The sequence below is a fragment of the Silvibacterium bohemicum genome (assembly GCF_001006305.1).
GTDB lineage: Bacteria > Acidobacteriota > Terriglobia > Terriglobales > Acidobacteriaceae > Silvibacterium > Silvibacterium bohemicum.
Map to the genome: position 1 here is coordinate 395,646 of NZ_LBHJ01000001.1, position 20,793 is coordinate 416,438.

The following is a 20,793-nucleotide window of genomic DNA, read 5'->3' on the forward strand; positions in this document are numbered from 1 at the left end:
CAAACGCATTCTATCGTGCGAATTTTTTTGACCCGAATTCTCAAATCGTTCAAGGCCGCGGACGCAATGCAGCCAGGAATTCCTTCGCCGGCAGCGTGTTGAGCACATCGGCCTTGGTCAGCCAGGCTCGCCGCAGCTGCTTGATGCCGTAGCGCATCTTTTCCATGTGGCTGGTGTGGTGCGCGTCGGTGTTGATGCTGATCTTGCACCCCACCTCCTTGGCCAGCCGCAGATCCCGGTCGCAGAGATCCAGCCGGTCGGGATAGGCATTGTGCTCCACTGCCACGCCCAGCTCTGCAGCCCTGCGGATCACCGCGCCGATATCGATCTGATAGCCCTCGCGGCGCAGCAGCAGTCTTCCCGTGGGATGCCCCAGTATCCGCACATAGGGATTCTCGATCGCGCGCAGCACTCGTGCCGTCATCTCCGCCTCCGGCTGGTTGAAGAGCGAGTGGACGCTGGCGATCACCACGTCCATCTGCGCCAGCACTTCGTTCGACAAATCTAGCTCGCCGTCGCCGAGAATATCCACCTCGATGCCGGGAAAGACGCGAATCTGCCCCTCCATCTCCGCATCCACCTCGCGTATCCGCTGAATGTGTTCGAGCGCCCGCGCATCGTCGAGGCCGTTGGTCATGGCCAGATTCTTCGAGTGGTCGGTGATGGCGATGTACTCATAGCCGCGTGCAACGGCAGCATCGGCCATCTCCCGGATGGTATTTTTCCCATCCGTCGCCACGGTGTGCATGTGCACGTCGCCGCGGATATCGCGCTGCTCGATCAGGAAGGGCAGCGTGTGCTTCTCCGCCGCTTCCAGCTCGCCGTTATTCTCGCGCAGCTCCGGAGGAATCCAGTCCAGCCCCAGCGCCGCATAAATTTCTTCCTCAGTTGCCCCCGCCACAAACGATCCGTCTTCCACCCGCGCCAGCGCATACTCGCTCAACGTGTAGCCGCGCTTCAGCGCCCGCTGCCGCACCGTAACGTTGTGCATCTTCGATCCCGAGAAATACTGCAGTGCCGCACCATACGATCCTTTGGGCAGCAGACGCACGTCCACCTGCAGTCCGCTGCGCAGGTTGAAGCTGACCTTGTTCTGTCCCTTGGCGATAAGGTTCGCAATCGGCGGATACGCCGCGGTGTGATCGACCGCTGCCTGCACCACGTCTTCCGCGCATGCCGGGCCGGTGACCAGGATGTCCAGATCGCCCACCGTCTCTCGCCCGCGCCGCAGCGATCCCGCCGGCTCGATGGTTTCAATTCCCGGAAATGTGCGCAGGTAAGCGATCAGCTTTTCCGCCGCCACCTCCGCCTCGTCGATCAGGAAGCGCCCGCTGTTCTTCTTGTAGTCCTCGATCCCTTTGCGCAGCTTCTCGATCTGCTTCTCGCCGAAGCGCGGCAGGTCTTTGAGTTTTCCTTCCGAAATCGCCGTCTCCAGCTCGGCCACCGACGACACCTGGAGCGCCTCCCAGAACAGCGCCACGCTCTTCGGACCCATCCCCGGCAGCTTGAGCAGCTCCAGCATCGACGGCCGGTACTTCACCAGCAGCTCTTCGCGCAGCGGAAGCGTCCCTGCCTTCTCGATCTCCTGGATATTCGCCGCCATCCCCTTGCCGATGCCCGGAATCTCCTGCAGCTTTTTGGCGTCCCCGGCAATTGCGCTCAGCTGGACGGTGGTGGACTCAACGGCTTCGGCAGCCCGGCGGTAGGAGCGGATGCGAAAGGGATCACCGCTGCCGATTTCGAGCAGGTCCGCGGTTTCGGAAAGAAGCTGGGCGATCGAGCGATTGTCCATAACAGGTCATTATCGCCTGCCCGGGTTTTCTGTCGGCAAGCCCAAAAGAAAACCCAGCCTGAACAGGCTGGGCATCATTGCGGAGAGCTGAAAACTTCGTTTTATACGCTGCGCACGTTTACGCAGACCCGATGGAACGGGTATCGCGGAAGCCCATCTCCGGTTCAGAAAGACGGCTTAGGCAATCTGCTCGGCGCGCGTAACCTGATCGGCTTGCGGGCCTTTCTGGCCCTGCACGATGTCGAAATCGACCTCGTCGCCCTCCTTGAGGCTCTTATATCCATCGATCTGGATCGCACTGTAGTGGACGAAGACATCCGGTCCATCGTCCCTTCCGATAAAACCATAGCCCTTCGCGTTATTGAACCACTTGACCTTGCCTTTATATTGAGCCACGAGCCGTTAACCTTCCTAACAACAAAGTGCGGTTGGGGGTGACCAACCCGTCTGTCATTAGAGACGCAACTATTCGCCCTTTGGTTTTCTAGCCGGATGGGGAGACTTTAGCAGCCAGGTGGAGAAAGGTAACCAAAAGGAAAGCCCGGAAGATTTCCGGGCCATTTTCCCACTTTCTCGGCCAGTCACATGAGTCATTGATTGCTTGCATAAATTTTGTCATCCCGACCGTAGCGAAGCGGAGCGGAGGGACCTGCAGTTTCCCTCAAGCTTACTGCCATTACCGAGCTGGTAAATATACGGCGCACTTCTGACTCCGGAGACTAGCGTTTCTTCTTCGCCGCCTGCCGGCGCGCGTAAAGCATCACCGAAACCAGCGTTTTGCCGTCGCGAATCTCCCCGGCGTCAATCAGCCGCAGCACCTCGGAGAGCCGGACCAAATAAATCTCCAGCTTTTCGTCCGGCTCCGGCTGCGCCTCGCCCGGCGTAAGCCCTTCCGCCAGATACACCTGCATCCACTCCCCGAGAAAACCCGGGCTGGCGAAATAGCGCGTCAGCTTCGTCCATTTCTTGGCCCGGAAACCTGTCTCCTCGATCAGCTCACGCTTGGCCGCAGCCAGGCGCTCCTCGTCGCCGTCGACCTTGCCGGCAGGGACCTCATACAGATATTGCCCCGCCGCGTGACGGTACTGCCGTTCGATGACGATGAAAGGATCCTTCTTGCTCTTCGAGTCGTCCACGGCCAGGATCACCACCGATCCGTTGTGCCGGATGACGTCCCGGTTCACCGGCTCCGTGCCCGGCTCATGAACCTCTTCCTTGATCACGCTGAACAGCGGGCCCTTGTATGCCACTTCGGACGAGCTGACCGGCGCCGGTTTCCCGGCCTTGATCTTGAGCTCTCCCTTGACGGTGATGACTGCATCGGTCTGTTTTTCAGCTTTCTTCTTCGCCATGAAATTCCCTTCCTGATCAACCTGCAATCTCAACCTCGAAAACCCGGACGATGTCCGATTTCCGGACAACCACTCCGGAGAACCACTTCGGACCATCGCTTCTGACAATCGCGTCATTCCCGGCGAACCCGCACAGCAGACGCCGGAAAGCGCATCTCCCTTACTGGGTTAAGCCCACACTCCCTTACGGTACCATCCGGAAGATGGCCGCTCGCTCTCGGAAGATCGTAGATATCTCGGTGATCGGACTCGGCAATTGGGGCAGCTCCCTCGTCCCCGCGCTGACCTCAGCGGGCATTCCGCTCCGCGAAGTGATCGTTCGCAGAAAACGGCGCTCCCGGCTTCCGCTCACCACTTGGCGGGACGCGAATCTCGAAGCCGGCATCCTCTGGCTCTGCGTGCCCGATTCCGCCATTCCTGCGGCTGTTAAGGAGATCGTTAGACGCCGCCCAAGCCTCTCCGGACAGATCGTCGTCCACTCCAGCGGCGCGCTGACCGTCGCCGCTCTGGAGACCGCGAAACGCGCCGGAGCCCAAGTGGCCTCGGTTCATCCCGTGATGACCTTCCCCACGCGGGATGTTATCTCGCTCCACGGCGTCTTCTTCGGCATCGAAGTAGAAGATGCCGTCACACGCAAAATCCTGTACTCGCTCCTTCGCAGGCTGGGCGGGAAGCCCTTCGATCTCCGCTCCGAGGACAAGGCGATGTATCACGCCGCCGGCACATTGGCCTCGCCGCTTCTGGTCTCCGCCCTGACCGTCGCAATGGAGGCAGCGCGGCTCGCCGGCCTCGATGAAAAGACCTCCCGCCGCTGGGTCCAGTCGCTGGCCGAGCCCACCATGCGCAACGTTTTCGCCCGCGGTCCCGAAAAAAGCTTCAGCGGTCCCTTCGCCCGCGGAGATGCCGAAACAATTCGTCTGCATCTTCAGGCCCTCCAGGAGCATCCGATTCTCGCGGCGGTATATCGCTCTCTCGCCGGATTCGCGCTGGATGCGCTGCCAGTAAAAAAATCTGAAACTTTGGCGAAGACTCTTCATTTTGTATCAAGGCCGAGAAGAGAAAAGTCCAACGAATGATCGGTCGCCGAGGTCTTGCTGGGAGCGGCGGCGGGAACCGGCCTTGATTCCGTCAAAGATGACAACTCGTCGGTGGCCTTGCCGTTACACCGTCGTGAGAAACTGAAACGGCTTGTAGTGGCTTGAATATTTAGGGAGAGCTGACGCGGTGCACAGCGAGTGTTATCCAATCTCGATCCTTCCCCGGCTCAGCCGGCTCTTTCTGGAGTACACGGAGAGCCGCGAGCCGCTGGCGCCGTTCTACCCAACCAGCCCCTACTCTCCGCAGTGGTCGCAGCAATCGCACTCCCAGGACGCTGCTCTTCGTTCCAGCATCGCTGACCTTCTGGAAGCACAGAACCGCGGCTTCGACGCGAGTCCGGCCACGATGGCCAACATCCAGAAACTGCGCGAGGGCGCTTCTGCTGTCGTCACCGGCCAGCAGGTAACCATCTTTGGTGGACCGCTATTCACGCTGTTGAAAGCCGCAACAGCCATCCGGAAGGCCAACGATGCCGGCGCGGTTCCCATCTTCTGGCTGGCCACGGAAGATCACGACCTCGAAGAGGCCGATCACCTCTCGCTGCCCTCCCGCCATGAGCTGCACACGCTGCGCGCCACCCACGATCCCGCCGACGCGCATAAGCCGGTTGGAAATGTAAAGTTAGGTGACGGCATACTCGCTGTTCTGGATCAAGCGGCCGAACTGCTTGGACCCTCGCCAATCCTCGACGCGATCCAGGCTGCCTACACGCCGGACGCCACCTACGCCGAAGCCTTCGGCCGTCTCATGGCCGCCATCTTCGCCGATCAGGGACTGATTCTGATCGACGCTGCGTCGCGCCCTTTTCATGCTCTCGGCGCTCCTGTCCTTCGCGAGGCTATCGAGCGGGCCGCCGAGCTCGAAGCCGCGCTGCTCGACCGCAGCAAGCTGCTTGAATCCCGCGGCTATGGCTCGCAGGTACTGGTCACACCCTCCAGCAGCCTGCTCTTCCTCATCGACGAACAGGGCCAGCGCCTCGCGCTCAAGCGCCGCGATTCGGCCACCGACGCGGAAACATGGATTGCCGGCAAAAAGAGCTACACCCAGGCCGAGCTGCTCGCCATCCTCGAAGCCGAGCCCGAGCGCCTCAGCCCCAACGCCCTGCTTCGCCCCGTCTTTCAGGACTACATCCTGCCCACGGCCGCCTACATCGGAGGCCCCGCGGAGATCGCCTATTTCGCGCAGTCGCAGGTGCTCTATGAAAAAATTCTCGGCCGCATCACGCCCATTCTTCCCCGGTTGAGCGCCACACTGATCGAGCCCGCCATCGCCGATGTGCTGGCGCAGCACGAGCTCTCTCTCGGCGACATCCTTCACACCGCACCCGATGACCTGGCGCAGCGCCTCGGCGCCCGCTCCATGCCCATCGAGGGCAAGCGCAAGCTCGCTGCCGCAGGCAACGCTCTCGATGCAGAACTGTCAGAGGTCAAGCAGTGGATGGCCGCGCTCGATCCGGGCCTGGGCCGCTCCGCCGAAGTCGCGGCGTCGAAGATGCTCTATCAGATGAACCGCCTGCGCCGCCTCGCCGCCAACTATCAGCTGCAGAAAGAGAGCAGCCTGCGCCGCCATGTCGACGCCATCTATCTCGCGCTCTTCCCCGAGCAGCATCCGCAGGAGCGCATCGTCGGAGCCGCCGCCTTTTTAGCGCGCTATGGCGACGCTCTCATCCCGCAGCTCGTCGAACACGCCGCGCAGGAATGTCCCGGGCACCGCGCCATCTACCTCTAGCTTTTTGCGTCCGCCGGAGGCTTCACGGCTGCCGCAACCGCTTGTTCCGCGCCCGCAATGCCGCTGGCAATCCCGCCAAGGTTGGCTGAGGCAATGGCTGTCGCGAGACTGACACCAGCCGATACGATCGCTGCAATCTGATCGAAACGCTTCACTGCCTTCACCGCATGGACCAGGTCGGCGGTGCATTTCGCCAGCGCCGTTTGATCGATTTTCAATTGCCCCAGTGCGGCCTGCACGTCGGCGGTGATCATCACATCCGCTTTGTCCTGCAACGTATCGCGTTGCTGCTCCAGCTTGCCGTAGCTGGCGTCATCGAGCGTCGAGCCTTCGTTGGTCAGCCGGGTTTCAATGTCGTCGGCCATCTGCTCGAACTGCTTCGCCTGATCGGAATAAAAAGACATTGCTTTCTCCCTCGGAGAATCCTGATTAGTAGGCCTTTGCCACGGCCACGCTTTGTTTCGCGATATCTTCCACGTACGGCTCAACCAGTTTTCCCAGTTGTTTGGGATTCATATGCTCGCTGTCGGCCAGCTTCTGGTGGCCCTCGCCGATATCGGTCAGGATTTTCATATACGCCGTGGCCGCCTGCTCCCGCTTCTTGATCCCGTCGAGATCCTGCTGCATCTGCACGCGAATCGTCACCGCCGCCAGAGGCTCTTTCTCGCCGTACCGGTGCAGCAGCCCCTGGTAGTAGCCTTCCGCGGAAATCCTCTCGTTGTTCAGGACCAACGGATAGTCCGTGCCCACGATCTGCTCCAGGCCTTTCAGGTAATCCTGCAGCAGCGGATTGCAGTCGCGGATCACCTTGCCCGCCTTGTTGCTCCGATATCCGGCGGTCAGCGCATCGACTACTTTGGTAGCCAGCCCCACACCGGCAGCAGCCTGAGCCGAAGACATGCCGATCTTCTTCAGGCCGTCCTCCGTGGCCTTCACCGAGGCGTCGCGGCTGGTCGCGCTATCGGTCGAGATCGCGGCCAGCGCGGCGATGTAGTCGACCAGCACCTTCTGCGCCGCCAGCATCTCCGGCTGCAAAGCTTTGTATGTCTCGGCCTGCTTCTCGACTACGGGCTTCTCTTCGTCGCTGACATACAGCGCACGCCGCTCCGCCGAGCCGGCAAAGTCGTTGGCGATATCGGAGAAACCAGTGGACGCGTTCTTCGCCGTCGCGGCAAACTTCGCCACCGCCGAGAGATCGGCACAAGAGGTGCAAGCGAAGACGAGTACGAAGCCGAGCGCGATCGCCGCGCGGGAGTTCAGGCGCCGTTCATGGATGAGTGGGCGGGACATAAGCAACACATCCTACCCATCGCAAACACAAAGCACAATGACATTTGATAGCTCAAACAAGAAAAGGGAACGGCCTCAGGCCCCTCCCCCTCAGGCTGCTGACAAAGGCTCGGCCTTGTTGCAGACAAAGTCTCGGCCTTGAAGGGTCCAGCCATCAGGCGGTACTTAACTCAAACAGCTTGCTCTTGGAAGGGTACGGCCTTCAGGCCGTACGTCAATCAGGCCAAAGGAGTGCGGCTTCAGCCGCTGAGGGAACGGTTTTAGGCACCGTTCCCTTCAGATGAGCGCTACTGAGCGGGAGCCGACCGCCGCCGCCGTCCGCTGATGAGGTATACCGCAGCCCGCAATTCCAGCAGCGGATCGGCCGAAGGCTCGATCCCATCCACGCGCGGAATCGGATCGAAGATGATGCGCTGCTGCTCGTGGTCGTTATCCGCAACCACCGCGGTCAGGCTCACCGTCCCAAACTCCACCAGCTTGCGATCTTCCGGCCAGTGGATGGTCGCGTCATCGGCCACATCACCATCGTTCGCCACCTGGACTACGATCTTGAACTTCACCGGTTCCTTGCCGATGCGCTTCGCAATCTCCTCGAAGAGATAGTTCGCGCTCTTCGCCTTCGTCGTCGCGTCGTCCAGGTGCTGATTGCCGGCTTCAGGAATGATCCGGTAGCGCCCGAACTTTTTCACGCCATCCTTGTTGATGAACTGCATCGCCGTCACGCCGAAATAGCTCTCCGTTGCGAAGCTTGCCGGGGCCGGCTTGGGAGCCTGCACAAACGCCAGTGCAGCGGGATGGCTTCCCAGAAATGCCTCCAGCGGCGATCCCGCCAGGTTCGCCGGATCGCTCGCCGCCAGCGCGCGCAGAAGCTCCAGAAACTCCTGCCCCGTGTGCGTGGGAAAGCCGTCGGTCGAGTGGCTGATGATATCGGTGTGCACATGCTCGGCCAGGTTGAAGCGAATCGCGAGACCGCGCGGATTGGCGTTGGGATCGGTGTCCGGAATTAGCGGAATGCCGGTCGAATTAGAAAAGCGCACCGTCACGGGAGTCGACTCATGCGCGATATGCGGGGCCTTGGTCAGCGCCTCCGCGCCGGGTGCGGGCGTAAATGTTCCCGCCAGCAGAATGCCCTTGGCATGGGCCGGACGGAAGCCGGGATGCTCGCCAAAAATCGTGTCGAACTGCTTGATAAAGTCATTGCTCAGGGCTAAAAGCTTCTCGTCGGTGGGAAGTGGCATTGCTCGTGCTCCTCGAAAGTTGGCCGTGACACCCGCCAAAGCGGTTCTCACAGTGTGACATCTCCATCTCTGGAATGCAGCGTCGCCGCCGAACGGTTCATGAATTTCTACCTGACGAGACATTCCTCCCGCCGCCGCAGTAGACTGAACTCACTCCGCAGAGGCATCGAGTCCCCGGCGACCAGAGCAGTGAACCATGAGCCCTAAGCAGAATTCGACCATCGAAGTAGCCTGCCCCGAGTGCGGCTCCACAATGAAGATCGATGTCGCCACCGGCGCGGTCATCGCGCACACTCCGGCCCCGCGCAAGCGTACCTTCGAAGACTTCGAGACCGCGGCCAAGGCCATGCGCGAGCAGGACGAGCGCAAGGAAAGCCTCTTCCGCCAGTCGGTGGAGGCGCACAAGAATAACAACGACGTGCTAGAGAAAAAATTTGCCGAGGCCCTGCGCAAAGCCAAGGAAACACCCGACCAGGGCAAGCCCCTCCGCGATTTCGATCTGGATTAGAGCTCTTTCCTACAGGTGCTGGCCGAAGAGAGACGCTCTACGCAGCTTTTCCGCTAAGAAAAGCTGCACGTATCGAATCTCTAAAACGACACGGGAATAGGAAAAATGCTCTAAACTTGCATCTCACTCAGTGATTACTGGATACAGGAAATGAACCTGATGAAACTGCCCTATAAGATCGATGCCCGCGTGCCCGAGATCGTCACCGAATTTCCCTGGACCCGCGCCGTTGCTGCCGGCTCGCTCATCGCCGGAGCCTACCTGCTCATCGCCGGACGCCGTAAGTCCGCGCTGGCCGTAGCCGCGGCTGGAGCGACCGTGGCTCTGCTCGAGCATCCCGATACCGCCCGCGAAATCTGGGAAAAGGTCCCCGGCTATCTCCGCGCTGGACAGGACTTTCTGGTGCGCGCCGAGGATTTTGTCGAAGACCTCGCCAAGAAGGGCGAAAAATTCCGCCAGGCCGTCACCCGCTAAGCATTCGGGTGCGCCACATCTCGCGTCTGAGATGTGGGATTCCAATATGGTCATTGCGACCACGGATCAAGCGCCTGGACGGCCAGTCCTGCCCCGCGTCTGGATTTTCAGAGGTCGGGATACCGCCTAGCCGATCCCCAGCTGCTTCCGCGCGGCCGCGCTGATGCGCTGCGGGCCCCAGGCCGGCTCCCACACCAGATTTACCTTGGTCGCACTGATCGCCTGCACCCCCGCGAGCCGGTTCTTGACCTTCTCGATAATCACTTCATGCGCCGGACAGCCCTGCGACGTCATGGTCACATCGATCTCCACGCGATGCCGCGCAGGTACACCGGAAATCCCCGCTCCCGGAGCATTGGCATCGACGGCCACATCCACGCGATACACCAGGCCGAGATCCACAATGTTCACCGGCAGCTCGGGATCGTAGACATCACGCAGCGCGGTCAACACGTCTTCTTCTGTAAACGCCATTTCGAAATTCCTAAATCAAGCCGGCGTGAGAACCACGCCAGCCGTTCTACAAAAGCTTTTCATCCTGAACGACGTAATCACTATGCGATTGCTTAGTGCGTCCGCTCCACCAGATAGCGCGCGACCGCCTTCAATCCCTCCGCTGCGCCTCCGTAAGGAGCAAGCGCGGCAAAGGCCTCGTCGACCAGCTTCGCGGCATGAACCCGCGACTCCTCGATGCCGAAAACCGCCGGCCATGTAGCCTTGTCGCTGGCCAGGTCTTTGCCCGCCGTCTTGCCCAGCTGCTCGGAGTCCTGCGTTACATCGAGGATGTCGTCGACGATCTGGAACGCCAGTCCCGCCTTGCGTCCGAACTCCGTCAGCCGTTGCACGTCTTCGCGATCACCACCCGCATACACTCCGCCGCTTACCACGCTCACGCGGATCAGCGCGCCGGTCTTCGCGCGATGGATCGCATCCACGCTCTCTGCCGTCGGCTTCGAATGCTCGCCTTCGAGATCCAGCACCTGGCCGCCGATCATGCCCTCGACCGTTCCCGTTGCATCCGCCACCAGGCGAACAATCTCGACCGCAGCCATCGCCGGGCAGCGCAGCCTGGAGAGGGTCTGATAGGCCAGCGTCTGCAGCGCATCTCCCGCGAGGATGGCGATGGCCTCGCCGAAGACCACGTGGCAGGTCGGCTTGCCGCGCCGCAGCTCGTCGTTGTCCAGCGCCGGCAGGTCGTCGTGGATCAGCGAATAGGTGTGCAGCATCTCGATGGCCGCACCCAGCTCTTCCACGCCCTCCGGCAATTCTCCGCCGCCGTTTTGATGGCAGTGGATCATCCGTGCCGCTTCCATCACCAGGATCGGCCGCAGCCGCTTGCCTCCGGCAAAGGTGCTGTGGCGCATGGCGCGATGAATCGACGAGGGTGTGGCATCGCCCGGCGGCAGCAGACGTTCGAGCGCCAGATCGGTCAGCTCGGCGCCTGTCTGCAAAATCTCTTTCACATGAACTTCGGCTTGCATTCGCTTCATGATACCTGCTGCCGCGGCCCCCACCCAACCTGCTTCGGGAAGCAAATCAGAAAAAATACGATGCAAACCAGCGAGACCAGCCGCCCCACCCAGACATCCGCCGTCGCCGCGTAGCGAACGTCGATCTGCGCATGGCCGGCAGGGATTGGAGCCACCATCAGCCCGTCTTCACGCCGCGGCCGCGAAGAAACCATCCGTCCGTTGACCCGCACCTGCCACGCCGGATAATCCATCAGCCGCAAAACAGCAAAGGCCGGCGCGGAGGTATCGACCGTCGCCGTCATGCGTTCCACACCCCAGCGCTCGATATGTATCTGCGACGGTTGCAAATTTGACATGCTGGCCTGCCACGCGGGGTTTTCCGCGACCGAGCTGTCCGCCTCGTCGCCCCCAGCCTCACGCAGCACGCGAATCTGTGGCAGACCCTGCTGGATGTCTCCGTTGTCGGCTGGCGCGGAAGTATATTCATCGGTGCCTTCGAAGCCTCCCGCGTGAAAGGTCGCAAGCTGGGCGTGAACATTGTCTTCGTCATCGCAGGGCTGCCAGAAAGAAATGCAGGCCAGTCCCGACATCGCGCAGGCCAGCATCAGAACTACGCCGGTTCGAAGGGAGATATCCCGCTGCCGTCGCACCTCGCCGCGCAGGCAGAAGCCAGCCAGCAGGGAAGCGATCATGCCCAGGACCAGCAGCCATCGCCAGGGAAACTGCAGGAACCTCAGCTCCGGCGCATAGCGCCACACCGCATCGCTGAAGGGCAGCAGCAGGCAGGCGATCATGGCAGCGAGTGCGATCATCCCATCGCGGAGCGTAGCGGAGGATTGCGAGACAGGACGCGCTTCCTCGTATCTTCTCGACAGCATCGCCGCAGCCGCAGTCGCGATCAGCAGCACAACCGCAATCCACGAAGCCGTATGCAGCACCTGGTCGTGAAACGGCTCGCCGGTATGCCCGAAGAGAAAGCTGTCTTCGACTCGCATCCCTGAGCCGATGGCGCGCGCAATTTCTACCCATCGCTGCTCATAGATTGCGGGCGCCAGATAGAACGCGGCCAGTCCTAACCCCAGCGCCGTCGCTCCCACCGCGCGCGCCAGCAGCATCCATCGCCGTTCGGCAATCGCCGTCCACAGCACCAGCAGCGCCATCGCATAGCAGCCCATCACCGCACCTGGAGCATTCGTGAGCCAGATGGCTGCGACCGTCAACGCCAGCGGCACAAGCCCCGGAGTTCGCCGCAGCGCGTAAAGCACCAGCAGCGGCAGCCACGCCCCGGCCAGCAGCTCTCCATACGCGGTGCGCTCATAGGCCACGAACAGCACATAAGGATTGATCACATAGAGGCACGCGGCCAGCGCGGCATTGTCCTCGGGCATCCACTCCCGCGCCATGTGGAAGAAGCTTGCCGCCATCGCCAGCAGCGCCAGCAGCGTGAATGCGAGAGGCGCCCAGGTCCACGGCAGGAGCAGGCCAAGCAACGCGCCCAGCGCCCATGAAAGCGGCGGATAGAAGACGAATCGCGGCTCGCCCGCTCCGTAATTCGCCGACCCCACCCAGTGCGGATAGAACGCGCCTCCGCCCGAAAATGCCTGATGCCACTGCCGCACCACCTCCAGCCACGACTCGAGATGGAAATCGAAGTCGTGTCCGCACGAAGGCCCGCGCCAGGCCAGCGGCAGCAAAACAATGCCCACGGACGCCAGCATCAGCGACCGTTGCCGTCTGCGCCGTCCTGCCTCGCCGCTCAGAGAGTCGCAATGCGGAAGCGAAATCTTCACGGCGTCAGCTGCAGCGTATGCGTGGTCTCGGCCGCAATTGCATGATCGCTGAAGGGCAGGGCGAAGGTCGTTCCGCCATACCAGTACGGCCACTGGTCGCGGTAGTAGTCGCTCAAGGGATCGCCCGACTCGCCCATCACGATGTTCTCGGTCGACTTGTCCGGATCGCTCCAGTCCATCGTAAAACGCTGCGACGGACCGAGGCTGCGTCCCGCCTGCTTCACCGTTGTGGTGTCGCCTGCCTGGGGCTGCTCGCCGGTGCCGGTCCAGTCTTTGAACCATGGCAGCAGGCTGTAGAGCGGATGTTCGACCACCACCGGGTGCTGCGCTCCGTACTTCCACTTCGCCACGCTGTCCAGCTCATGCTGCTCACTCATGCCCTGCCTGACTACCGCGGCGAGGAAATCATCCCACGTCGCGTAGCCCGCAGGCAGCCACGCAGCAGGCGCGTGCATGATCAGCTCTTCGCGCGCGAAGCCGCTCTCCGGCCATTGATACAGCTCCCAGTCGCCGCCGATCTTCGGCTTCAGCAGCATGGGCCAGAAGGCGGATTTCGTCGCCGCCAGAATCGCCGCCGGAGCCGAATCGATCCCCACCACGCCATCCCAGGTGCGCAGCAGGTCGGCCGCCTCACGCAGCCGCCCATCGGTCTTGTGGGCGTGGTCGATGGCGTAGGCGAAGCGCTGGGCCAGCTCCTGATCGACCTCGGAATACACATCCGTCTGCAGCTTCAGCATGTCTGCGGGCGTGAGCTTGTCTTTGCCCGCCAGCCACTTCCAGATGCGCTCATTGCGATAGGGATCGGCCCACTCATCGGTGAGAGGAAACGGATATCCATCCGGTGTGATGCGCGCATTCGCCGTGGCCAGGATGCCGTTCGCCGGGTCCTGAGCCGAAGGCAGCTGCTCAAAGGGGATGAAGCCTGCCCACTCATGATTTCCATCCGTGATGACAGTCCCCGCAATTCCATTCGGCCGCATGGGGATGTAGCCCACCGTCTGATAGCCGATGTGCCCCGCGTCGTCGGCGTAGACGACATTCTGCGACGGCGCAAACCACTTGCTCAGGGCGTTACGAAATTCCTGCCCGCTCGCCGCCGCGTTCATATCGAACAGCGGAAAGCCGCTGCTCTTCGAATCGTAAATATTCCAGCGCAGCGCCAACACTCGCCTTTCATGGGGCAGCAGCGGAGTAATCACCGGACCATGGCCGGTGCGCGCCACATCCAGCACCACATCCTTGCCGCCGCGCACGTGGATGATCTCCCGGCTGTGTTCGATAGGCTGCCAGCCGTTCGCCGTGCGGTACTGGTCCTGTCCATTCACCTGCTCCGCGTAGATGTCCTGCATATCGGCGTAAAGCGCGGTGAATCCCCACGCGACATGCTCGTTGTGCCCCGCAGTGATATAAGGAATGCCCGGCACCGAGACGCCCGCCGCGTGAAAATCGCCGGCCTTCAGATCGCTCTCATACCAGATATTCGGAATCTGGTGTCCGAGATGCATATCGTTCGACAGCATCGGCTTGCCCGAAGCCGTATGCGCCCCGGAAATCACCCACTGATTCGAGCCCGCAGTGCAGCCGTCGCACGCTTGTCCCGCTCTCGCCAGCAGCGAGTGCAGATGCAGCAGATCCTCGGTGCTCGATTGCGTCTCGTCCAGCGGCACGTCAGGAATATTCTGCTGCGGCGCGGTCAAGTCCGGAGCCGCCTGGGTCGGTGGATGATCGCGCCACGAGCCGTTCGGATAAAGCGAAGCCGCCAGCGTCGGACCCAGCCGCGCCGTCACGTGCTCCCTCGCCATCTTGGTGTCCCAGCGCTGGTCCAGCATCTGGATCATGTTCATGACCACCAGCAGCGAGTCGACCGGCTGCCACGGCTTGGGCTTGTACATCAGCAGACGGAACTCGGGTGAAAGATGATCCTGGCTGGCATCGATGAAGGCGTTGACACCCCGCGCGTAGTCTTCGAAATAGCGGCGGTCGCGATCGCTTAACGTAGTCGCCAGCCGCTCCGCCGTAGCGCGCACCTGCAGCACCCGCTGCACGCGGTCGTGCTCCACAAGCTTGGAGCCGAGAATCTCCGCGCCTTCGCCGGCAGCCATGCGCCGCGCCATGTCCATCTCCCAAAGCCGGTCCTGCGCCGTGACGTAACCCTGCGCTTCGAAGAGGTCATCGAGCGAAGCAGCTTCGATATGCGGAACGCCATGCCGGTCGCGCCGCACCGTGACCGGAGCCGTAAGTCCGGGCAGACGAATCTGGCCGTCAAGCTGCGGAAGCGACGCCACCATAGCATGCTTCAGCCAGAGGCCGCTCCCCAACACCGCGCCAGCAACAACCAGGATCAGCAAAACAAGAAAAACCAGCGTCCAGCGCAGGATCGGACGCCTGCGCGCTTCCTGTACTTCCACATTTCTTCCGAGAGGCATATCGAGGACATTGTCTCATCGCAGCAAGGCACGCCGCTGGCGCTCTTCCATCCGTTAATACTGTCCACGAGAACAACCGCGTTTTGAGCGGTTAGAAAAGCTCCAAAATGGGTGCCCCACATCTCGATTTTGAGATGTGGGATTCCACAATCGCTGTCACACCGCGGATCAGGCGCCGAAGGCGCAACCGCCTGGACAGCCAGTCCCATCTCGCATCTGAGATGTGGGGAAAACGCATGCCGGTCCGAATACCCGATCTTCCATATCGGGGACATCCGTATCCACGACGAACGCCGCAGCGATCCGGTTATGCCGGAGCGACTCGGCCCCGTTCAGCCCACTTTGGCAAGCTTCCCGGAATAACCGAAATGCTCCGGCCAGTTGACCTCGGGCAGCGCTTCGAACACAGGTTTGGCAAACAGATATCCCTGCATCAGAGAAATGCCGCAGCGGCGAAGCGCCTCGTATTCCTCCAGCGTCTCTACGCCTTCCGCGATGAGCTCCACGCCCATCGTTCGGGATAGCTTCGCCATCGCCATCACGATAGCCATCGCCGAACTCCGATGCGAGAGGTTGCGGATCAGCGCCTTGTCTAGCTTGATGATGTCGGTGGGAAGATCGGCCAGCAGGTTGAGCCCCGAATGAGCCGCGCCGAAATCATCGAGCGCCACCTTCAAGCCGCGCTGGCGATAGTCGTTGACAATGCGGCGCAGGTGATCGAGATCGGGCGCTTCCTCGGTCTCGACCATCTCGAGAATAATCCTGTCGTGGGCCAGGCCATAAATTTGGGCGGTCTGCAAAGTCAGTTGTATGCAGGATGACGGACGGAGCACCGCCCGGGGGAGAAAGTTGATCGAAAGCCGGGCCTCGGTCTTCGCGAGTCCAAGTTGCGCGGCCAGAGAGATGGCCCTTACGCGGCAACTCTGGTCGAAGGCATAACGGTTTTCCGGTGTCACCCGGCATAGAACCGCGGCGGCGGACTGGCCTTCGAGACCTCGCACCAGCGCTTCATAGGCATAGACCGTGCGCGATTCAATGTCGACGATCGGTTGAAAGGCCATGCTGAATGGGAACGGCTGTCGAACGCCGTCTTTACACGCGACGCAGCGGAAATTGGCAGTTACTTCGTTCCTCGGGCTCATCGGGCTCCTTTTCGCAAACCTAGTTGCAAACTAGGGCGTTGTTGCTGAGCAGACGCGAGGGAAAGTCTACCAACCACTCTTTGAGCCTTGCTTTCCCGGCTATGACCGGTTAAGCAGACGGAAATTCTGTCCACTAGGTTTACAGGCTCACTGTAGAACTGCCATTTCATCCCCTGGGATCGGTTCTGAAATAGCCGGGTGCACGATTACTGACGATTCAACAATTTATTTCCATCTTCTACGTTTAAGAGGACTTCAATGCACGCTCTGATGCCCGAAGAATTCCCCGAGGATGTCCATAATTTGTTGAGATCTCCTGAACTCTCAATAATTAAGCACATTTTGTTCACGTGATCCGAATCCTTAACCATCCCGTCAATTGACCCGGCCCGCCTCTCCGGAGAAGCTGGCCCTGTGATCGACCGCCCTTCATTCACGAGCTCCCGCGGTAGGCGAGAAAAAATACTCGCATTCGCGTCCATCCAATTTGCGCCAATGAAACAACCGGAAAATCACAAAACAATTGTCATCCCGAGCGAAGCGAAACGCAGCCGAGGGACCTGCAGTCAGCTCGCAGCGCGACCATTATCAGTCCGGCCGCAATAGTCGTAAGCGCCGGAACTGCCATGCTCGCCCCACGGTTGATAAACTGAGGCCAATCGAGGGTCAAGTTGAACGTCTCAGTTGCGCGCCGAACCATCCCTCTCTGGATCGTCTTTCCCGCCATCTTCCTTGCCATCACCGCAGCGCACGGACCGCTTCTGCGCCTGCCCTATTACTGGGACGAAGCTGGCTACTACATCCCCGCAGCCTTTGACTTCTTCCGCACCGGCGCGCTCATCCCCTACAGCACGCTCTCCAACGCGCACCCGCCGCTCCCCGCCATTTATCTGACTCTCTGGTGGAAGCTCTTCGGCTTCTCGCCGCTGGTCACACGCATCGCCATGTGCTTCATGGCGTCGATCGCGCTTACGGCAGTCTGGAAGATTGCGCTTCTCACCACAGCAAGAAACAGCGTCGCGTCCTTTACCGTACTGCTCACCGCCCTCTATCCGGTGTTCTTCGCGCAAAGCTCGCTCGCTCACGCCGACCTTACCGCCGCTGCCGCCAGTCTGTGGGCCATAGCGTTCCTGCTGCGGCGAACCAGCTCCGGCATATGGCTCTCCGCCTTCTGCTTTTCATTGGCGGCACTCAGCAAAGAAACAGCCATTGTCACGCCGCTAGCCCTGGCGCTGTGCGAGCTGCGAAAAGCACTTGGGCGATCCAAGGAAAATAGCGTCGCCTCCACCCAGGCGGCGGGTGCCCCAGGTCTCGCTTCTGAGACCTGGGATAACAGTCCCCGGGTGCCCCAGGTCTCGCGTCTGAGACCTGGGATACCTCCCCGCGAGGTGCCCAATACCTCGCGTTTGAGACCTGGGATCACCGCGGCCATTCTCTCTCTTCCAGTCCTCCCGCTCGTCCTCTGGTATCTCTACCACCGGCATCGCACCGGCTTCGTCTTCGGAAACCCCGAATACCTCCGCTACAACGCCGGAGCCACCCTCGATCCGCTGCGCATTCTGCTCGCCCTCGGCCATCGCATCCTGCATATCACCGCGCACATGAACCTCTTCGTCCCCGTGCTGCTCATGATCGCCTGCATGCTGCTGCCTCCTTTAAAGGAGAGCGATGGCTCGGGGCGCGAGCGCATCTCCTTTGCCGATCAGGCCATCTTCTATGTCGTCATTGCCGCGAACATCCTCTTCTTTTCCATCCTGGGAGGAGCGCTGCTCACCCGCTATCTTCTGCCGCTCTATCCCCTGGTCATCCTGCTCTGCGTCAACACCTTTCGCCGCCGCTTCGAATGGTGGCCCTCGCTGGTGGCCCTCAGCGCCGTGGCCTTCGTCGCCGGCCTCTTCGTCAATCCGCCCTATCGCTTTGCGCCCGAAGACAATCTCGCCTACGCCAACGTCATCCGGCTGCATCAGGAGGGCATCGCGCACATCGTCGACCATTACTCGCACGACACCATCCTGACCGCCTGGCCGGCGACCGACGAACTCAGCAAGCCGGAACTGGGCTACGTCTCGCAGCCCATCAAAGTAGCGGCCATCGATAACTTCTCCTTCGGCCAGATCCAGAAAGCGAAGCAAGAGCCCGAGGCCTACTCCGTCGCCTTTCTCTTCTCGACCAAGTACGATCCGCCGCACCTGCTCATGAGCCTGGGACCGAAGAACGAACAGCTAGACCGGCGCTTCTTCGACTTCCATCGCGACCTGGAGCCGCAGACCGTCACCCGCATCCTCGACGGAGACATGGTCTGGCGCGCCCAGCGCAAAGGCCAGTGGGCCGCCCTCATACACCTCAACCGCGCCGCCGAAGCAGAGCTGCAACCGGTGATTCAACCCTAAGTTTCCGACGGATCGGAATCCACGAAAAGCGTCGATATTTCGCAGTTGTCCGGCGAGTGAGCCGGGCGGATACTCTTGGCATGAACCTCAGGTATTCAGGCCCGAATCGCACGCACGCGGTGTTCCTCGCTCTGTCCATCCTTTCCATTGCATTCGCGCAAGCACAGAAGCCAGCAGAAGATCCGAAAAGCTCTTCGTCGCCTACCGGTTCCGTGACAGGCCATGTGCTCGACGACGAAACTAGCCTGCCAATCCGCTTTGCGGAGATTCGTCTCGTTCCGAATCCGGTCGCCCCGGATCGCACTATCGAGCATACGGAAGGGACGACGAAATGGCAGAAAGTGGAACCGCATTTGGCCATATTCCTCGGCGCTTCGGGCATGGATGGCAGCTTCCGCCTGGACAATGTGCCCGCCGGAGATTACCTCGTCGCGGCAGTGATGGCAGGTTATGTAGCACGCGGTACGGCTGCAGATCCGTTCATCCCGGACGATCAAATCAAGCGCCTGCTCGCGTCGATTCCGACGGTGCATGTCTCCGCCGGTCAGACAGCGACAGTAAACTTGTCCTTACATCACGGCGCGGTTATTTCTGGGCGTGTGCAATTTGCGGATGGCAGTCCAGCGATCGGGATGCAGGTATCATGGGAAGCCGCTGAGCGGGACGCTGGCATAAAAGCCATACGCTTGGCCCGGCCCTCCACATGGGGAAGCACGATGCAGGAGTTCGATTTCTATACCGGACACCGTCTCCAGGCCGTTACCGACGATGAAGGCCGCTACCGCATCTTTGGTCTGCTGCCTGGCCGATATATTTTGGGCATTCAGATCGCTTCAGGAATCAATTCCGGGCATGGACAAATGAGCGACGGGAGTTTTTTGCCTTCAAACGACGAGCTGCGAATCTATCCCGACTTGACGCCGGTCTATGCTCCGGGAGTTTTTCGCCGCAGCGACTCCAAGGTCTTCGAGGTCCGCGCAGAGGAACAGGTGGCAAACGCGGATTTGAAAATCGACCTGGCCGGTCTCTGTACCATTAAGGGCACCATCGTAGCAGGAGAGGATCATCATGTGCCCTCTCAGGCGATGTTGCGCCTTTTTGAAGATGGGAAGGATACCCTCCGGCTTGTCATGATTGAAGAAGACGGTTCCTTTCAGATGAAGTATGTCCCGCCTGGACGTTACTCCCTCGTCATTTTTGCGGTATTTGACCAGATCAAATCCCCGGGCTCCTCTGATATCGGGAAGGTTTCGCGAAATTACCAGACTCTGCGAATGCCCGTGGTGGTGGAGCAGCATGATGTAATGCTCGACAAGGTGCTGGTGAATGAACTGAAACCCGGCGAGGAGATGGATTGGCCCTGAGGAGAAAGACTTGATTGCGGAGTTGCATCCTCGACATAGAACAAGCGGGCTTTCTTAGCTCAGGCCACGTTTTAACCATCGTCGTCACCATGGAATAAAGGTCCGCGAAGCTGTCATGTGAGAGGTGTGATGAAAAGATCGATGCTGCAATCTCTGCTGCTGTCCATTGTTGTGTGGATTCCGCTTGGAAGCGTGACAGCTCTCCGCGCCCAGGCCGCCCAAACTCACGCCGACTCCCTCGAAGGCCTATGGGAGGGATACGACGGTGAGTGGGGTCACGTCTCCCGGCAATTGATCGCGCTCGCCGAGGCCATCCCCGCGGAAAAGTATGCCTGGAGACCCGCGCCCGGAGTCCGTTCGACCAGCGAAGTCTTCATGCACATTGCGATTGCCAACTTTTACCTGCTGAGTACGACCGGCCTCAAAGAACCCGATCTGTCTGAGGATCTCCAAAATAAGGTGACGCAGAAAGCCGAGGTCCTCGACTGGCTGAAGCGTTCTTTAGAAGCGGTAAAGACCGCTCGTGCCCAGTTAAAACCTGGAGACCTGCAAAAGAGCGTGACCATCGAGCATAAAAAGGCGACCGTCGACGGCATCTACCTGCGCATCATCGTTCACGCCAACGAACACATGGGCCAGCTGATCGCCTACGCCCGCATGAACGGCGTCGTTCCGCCGTGGTCGCAGCCGGCAGGGCACTGACCGGCCCGGCGGCCCATGTTGCAACGC

18 protein-coding genes are annotated in these 20,793 nt (G+C 60.7%); 7 read left to right on the forward strand and 11 right to left on the reverse strand.

Annotation, left to right across the window (positions count from 1 at the left end; all coding sequences use genetic code 11):
• Nucleotides 1-49: 49 nt before the first annotated feature.
• From polX to XX99_RS01730, 3 genes are all read right to left on the reverse strand, one after another.
• Entirely contained in the window at nucleotides 50-1,792 is a 1,743-nt protein-coding gene (polX, locus tag XX99_RS01720) for a DNA polymerase/3'-5' exonuclease PolX (RefSeq protein WP_050057642.1), read from the reverse strand.
• 177 nt (nucleotides 1,793-1,969) lie between these two features.
• Nucleotides 1,970-2,188: a cold shock domain-containing protein gene (locus tag XX99_RS01725; RefSeq protein ID WP_050057643.1), complete on the reverse strand. Its 219-nt coding sequence runs from the start codon at nucleotides 2,186-2,188 to the stop codon at nucleotides 1,970-1,972.
• A 323-nt stretch (nucleotides 2,189-2,511) separates the two neighbouring features.
• Nucleotides 2,512-3,144 (reverse strand): NUDIX hydrolase, encoded by a 633-nt coding sequence (locus tag XX99_RS01730; protein WP_050058067.1) that lies wholly within the window; start codon nucleotides 3,142-3,144, stop codon nucleotides 2,512-2,514.
• A gap of 50 nt (nucleotides 3,145-3,194) precedes the next feature.
• On the opposite strand from XX99_RS01730, the gene XX99_RS01735 reads away from it, so the two are divergent.
• Nucleotides 3,195-4,220: a DUF2520 domain-containing protein gene (locus XX99_RS01735; RefSeq protein WP_050057644.1), complete on the forward strand. Its 1,026-nt coding sequence runs from the start codon at nucleotides 3,195-3,197 to the stop codon at nucleotides 4,218-4,220.
• A 148-nt stretch (nucleotides 4,221-4,368) separates the two neighbouring features.
• Nucleotides 4,369-5,970: a bacillithiol biosynthesis cysteine-adding enzyme BshC gene (gene bshC / locus XX99_RS01740; protein ID WP_050057645.1), complete on the forward strand. Its 1,602-nt coding sequence runs from the start codon at nucleotides 4,369-4,371 to the stop codon at nucleotides 5,968-5,970.
• Here bshC and XX99_RS01745 read toward each other — a convergent pair.
• The 3 genes from XX99_RS01745 to XX99_RS01755 all read right to left on the reverse strand — a co-directional run bounded on the left by XX99_RS01745 (nucleotide 5,967) and on the right by XX99_RS01755 (nucleotide 8,498).
• Nucleotides 5,967-6,374, reverse strand: a complete 408-nt coding sequence (locus XX99_RS01745) for a hypothetical protein (protein ID WP_050057646.1) — start codon at nucleotides 6,372-6,374, stop codon at nucleotides 5,967-5,969. The genes bshC and XX99_RS01745 overlap by 4 nt on opposite strands.
• A gap of 25 nt (nucleotides 6,375-6,399) precedes the next feature.
• Nucleotides 6,400-7,260, reverse strand: coding sequence for a hypothetical protein (locus XX99_RS01750; protein WP_050057647.1), 861 nt, complete (start codon nucleotides 7,258-7,260; stop codon nucleotides 6,400-6,402).
• A gap of 287 nt (nucleotides 7,261-7,547) precedes the next feature.
• The gene (locus tag XX99_RS01755) at nucleotides 7,548-8,498 is read right to left on the reverse strand and encodes a catalase family peroxidase (RefSeq protein WP_050057648.1); all 951 of its coding nucleotides are present in this window, start codon (nucleotides 8,496-8,498) and stop codon (nucleotides 7,548-7,550) included.
• Between the two features lie 196 nt (nucleotides 8,499-8,694).
• Here XX99_RS01755 and XX99_RS01760 point away from each other — a divergent pair, with 196 nt between their 5' ends.
• Nucleotides 8,695-9,006, forward strand: coding sequence for a hypothetical protein (locus tag XX99_RS01760; protein WP_050057649.1), 312 nt, complete (start codon nucleotides 8,695-8,697; stop codon nucleotides 9,004-9,006).
• Nucleotides 9,007-9,156: 150 nt separating this feature from the next.
• Complete coding sequence (locus tag XX99_RS01765) at nucleotides 9,157-9,480, forward strand: hypothetical protein (protein ID WP_156185750.1); 324 nt, start codon at nucleotides 9,157-9,159, stop codon at nucleotides 9,478-9,480.
• A 126-nt stretch (nucleotides 9,481-9,606) separates the two neighbouring features.
• On the opposite strand, the gene XX99_RS01770 is transcribed toward XX99_RS01765, so the two are convergent.
• The 5 genes from XX99_RS01770 to XX99_RS01790 form a co-directional block, all read right to left on the reverse strand.
• Complete coding sequence (locus XX99_RS01770; protein WP_050057651.1) at nucleotides 9,607-9,954, reverse strand: metal-sulfur cluster assembly factor; 348 nt, start codon at nucleotides 9,952-9,954, stop codon at nucleotides 9,607-9,609.
• Between the two features lie 92 nt (nucleotides 9,955-10,046).
• Nucleotides 10,047-10,970 (reverse strand): polyprenyl synthetase family protein, encoded by a 924-nt coding sequence (locus XX99_RS01775; RefSeq protein WP_375782533.1) that lies wholly within the window; start codon nucleotides 10,968-10,970, stop codon nucleotides 10,047-10,049.
• Entirely contained in the window at nucleotides 10,967-12,742 is a 1,776-nt protein-coding gene (locus XX99_RS01780; protein WP_050057652.1) for a 6-pyruvoyl-tetrahydropterin synthase-related protein, read from the reverse strand. The genes XX99_RS01775 and XX99_RS01780 overlap by 4 nt, the downstream gene beginning before the upstream one ends.
• Complete coding sequence (locus XX99_RS01785) at nucleotides 12,739-15,168, reverse strand: penicillin acylase family protein (protein WP_050057653.1); 2,430 nt, start codon at nucleotides 15,166-15,168, stop codon at nucleotides 12,739-12,741. Before XX99_RS01785 ends, XX99_RS01780 begins: the two co-directional genes overlap by 4 nt.
• 332 nt (nucleotides 15,169-15,500) lie before the next feature.
• Complete coding sequence (locus tag XX99_RS01790; RefSeq protein WP_050057654.1) at nucleotides 15,501-16,310, reverse strand: EAL domain-containing protein; 810 nt, start codon at nucleotides 16,308-16,310, stop codon at nucleotides 15,501-15,503.
• 671 nt (nucleotides 16,311-16,981) lie between these two features.
• Here XX99_RS01790 and XX99_RS01795 point away from each other — a divergent pair.
• From XX99_RS01795 to XX99_RS01805, 3 genes are all read left to right on the forward strand, one after another.
• Nucleotides 16,982-18,700 carry a glycosyltransferase family 39 protein gene (locus XX99_RS01795; protein WP_221302291.1) on the forward strand — a complete coding sequence of 573 codons (1,719 nt, stop codon included), beginning with the start codon at nucleotides 16,982-16,984 and terminating at the stop codon, nucleotides 18,698-18,700.
• An 80-nt stretch (nucleotides 18,701-18,780) separates the two neighbouring features.
• Nucleotides 18,781-20,064 (forward strand): MSCRAMM family protein, encoded by a 1,284-nt coding sequence (locus XX99_RS01800; protein ID WP_050057655.1) that lies wholly within the window; start codon nucleotides 18,781-18,783, stop codon nucleotides 20,062-20,064.
• Nucleotides 20,065-20,193: 129 nt separating this feature from the next.
• Nucleotides 20,194-20,766 carry a DinB family protein gene (locus XX99_RS01805; protein WP_231581111.1) on the forward strand — a complete coding sequence of 191 codons (573 nt, stop codon included), beginning with the start codon at nucleotides 20,194-20,196 and terminating at the stop codon, nucleotides 20,764-20,766.
• The last annotated feature ends 27 nt before the right edge of the window (nucleotides 20,767-20,793 follow it).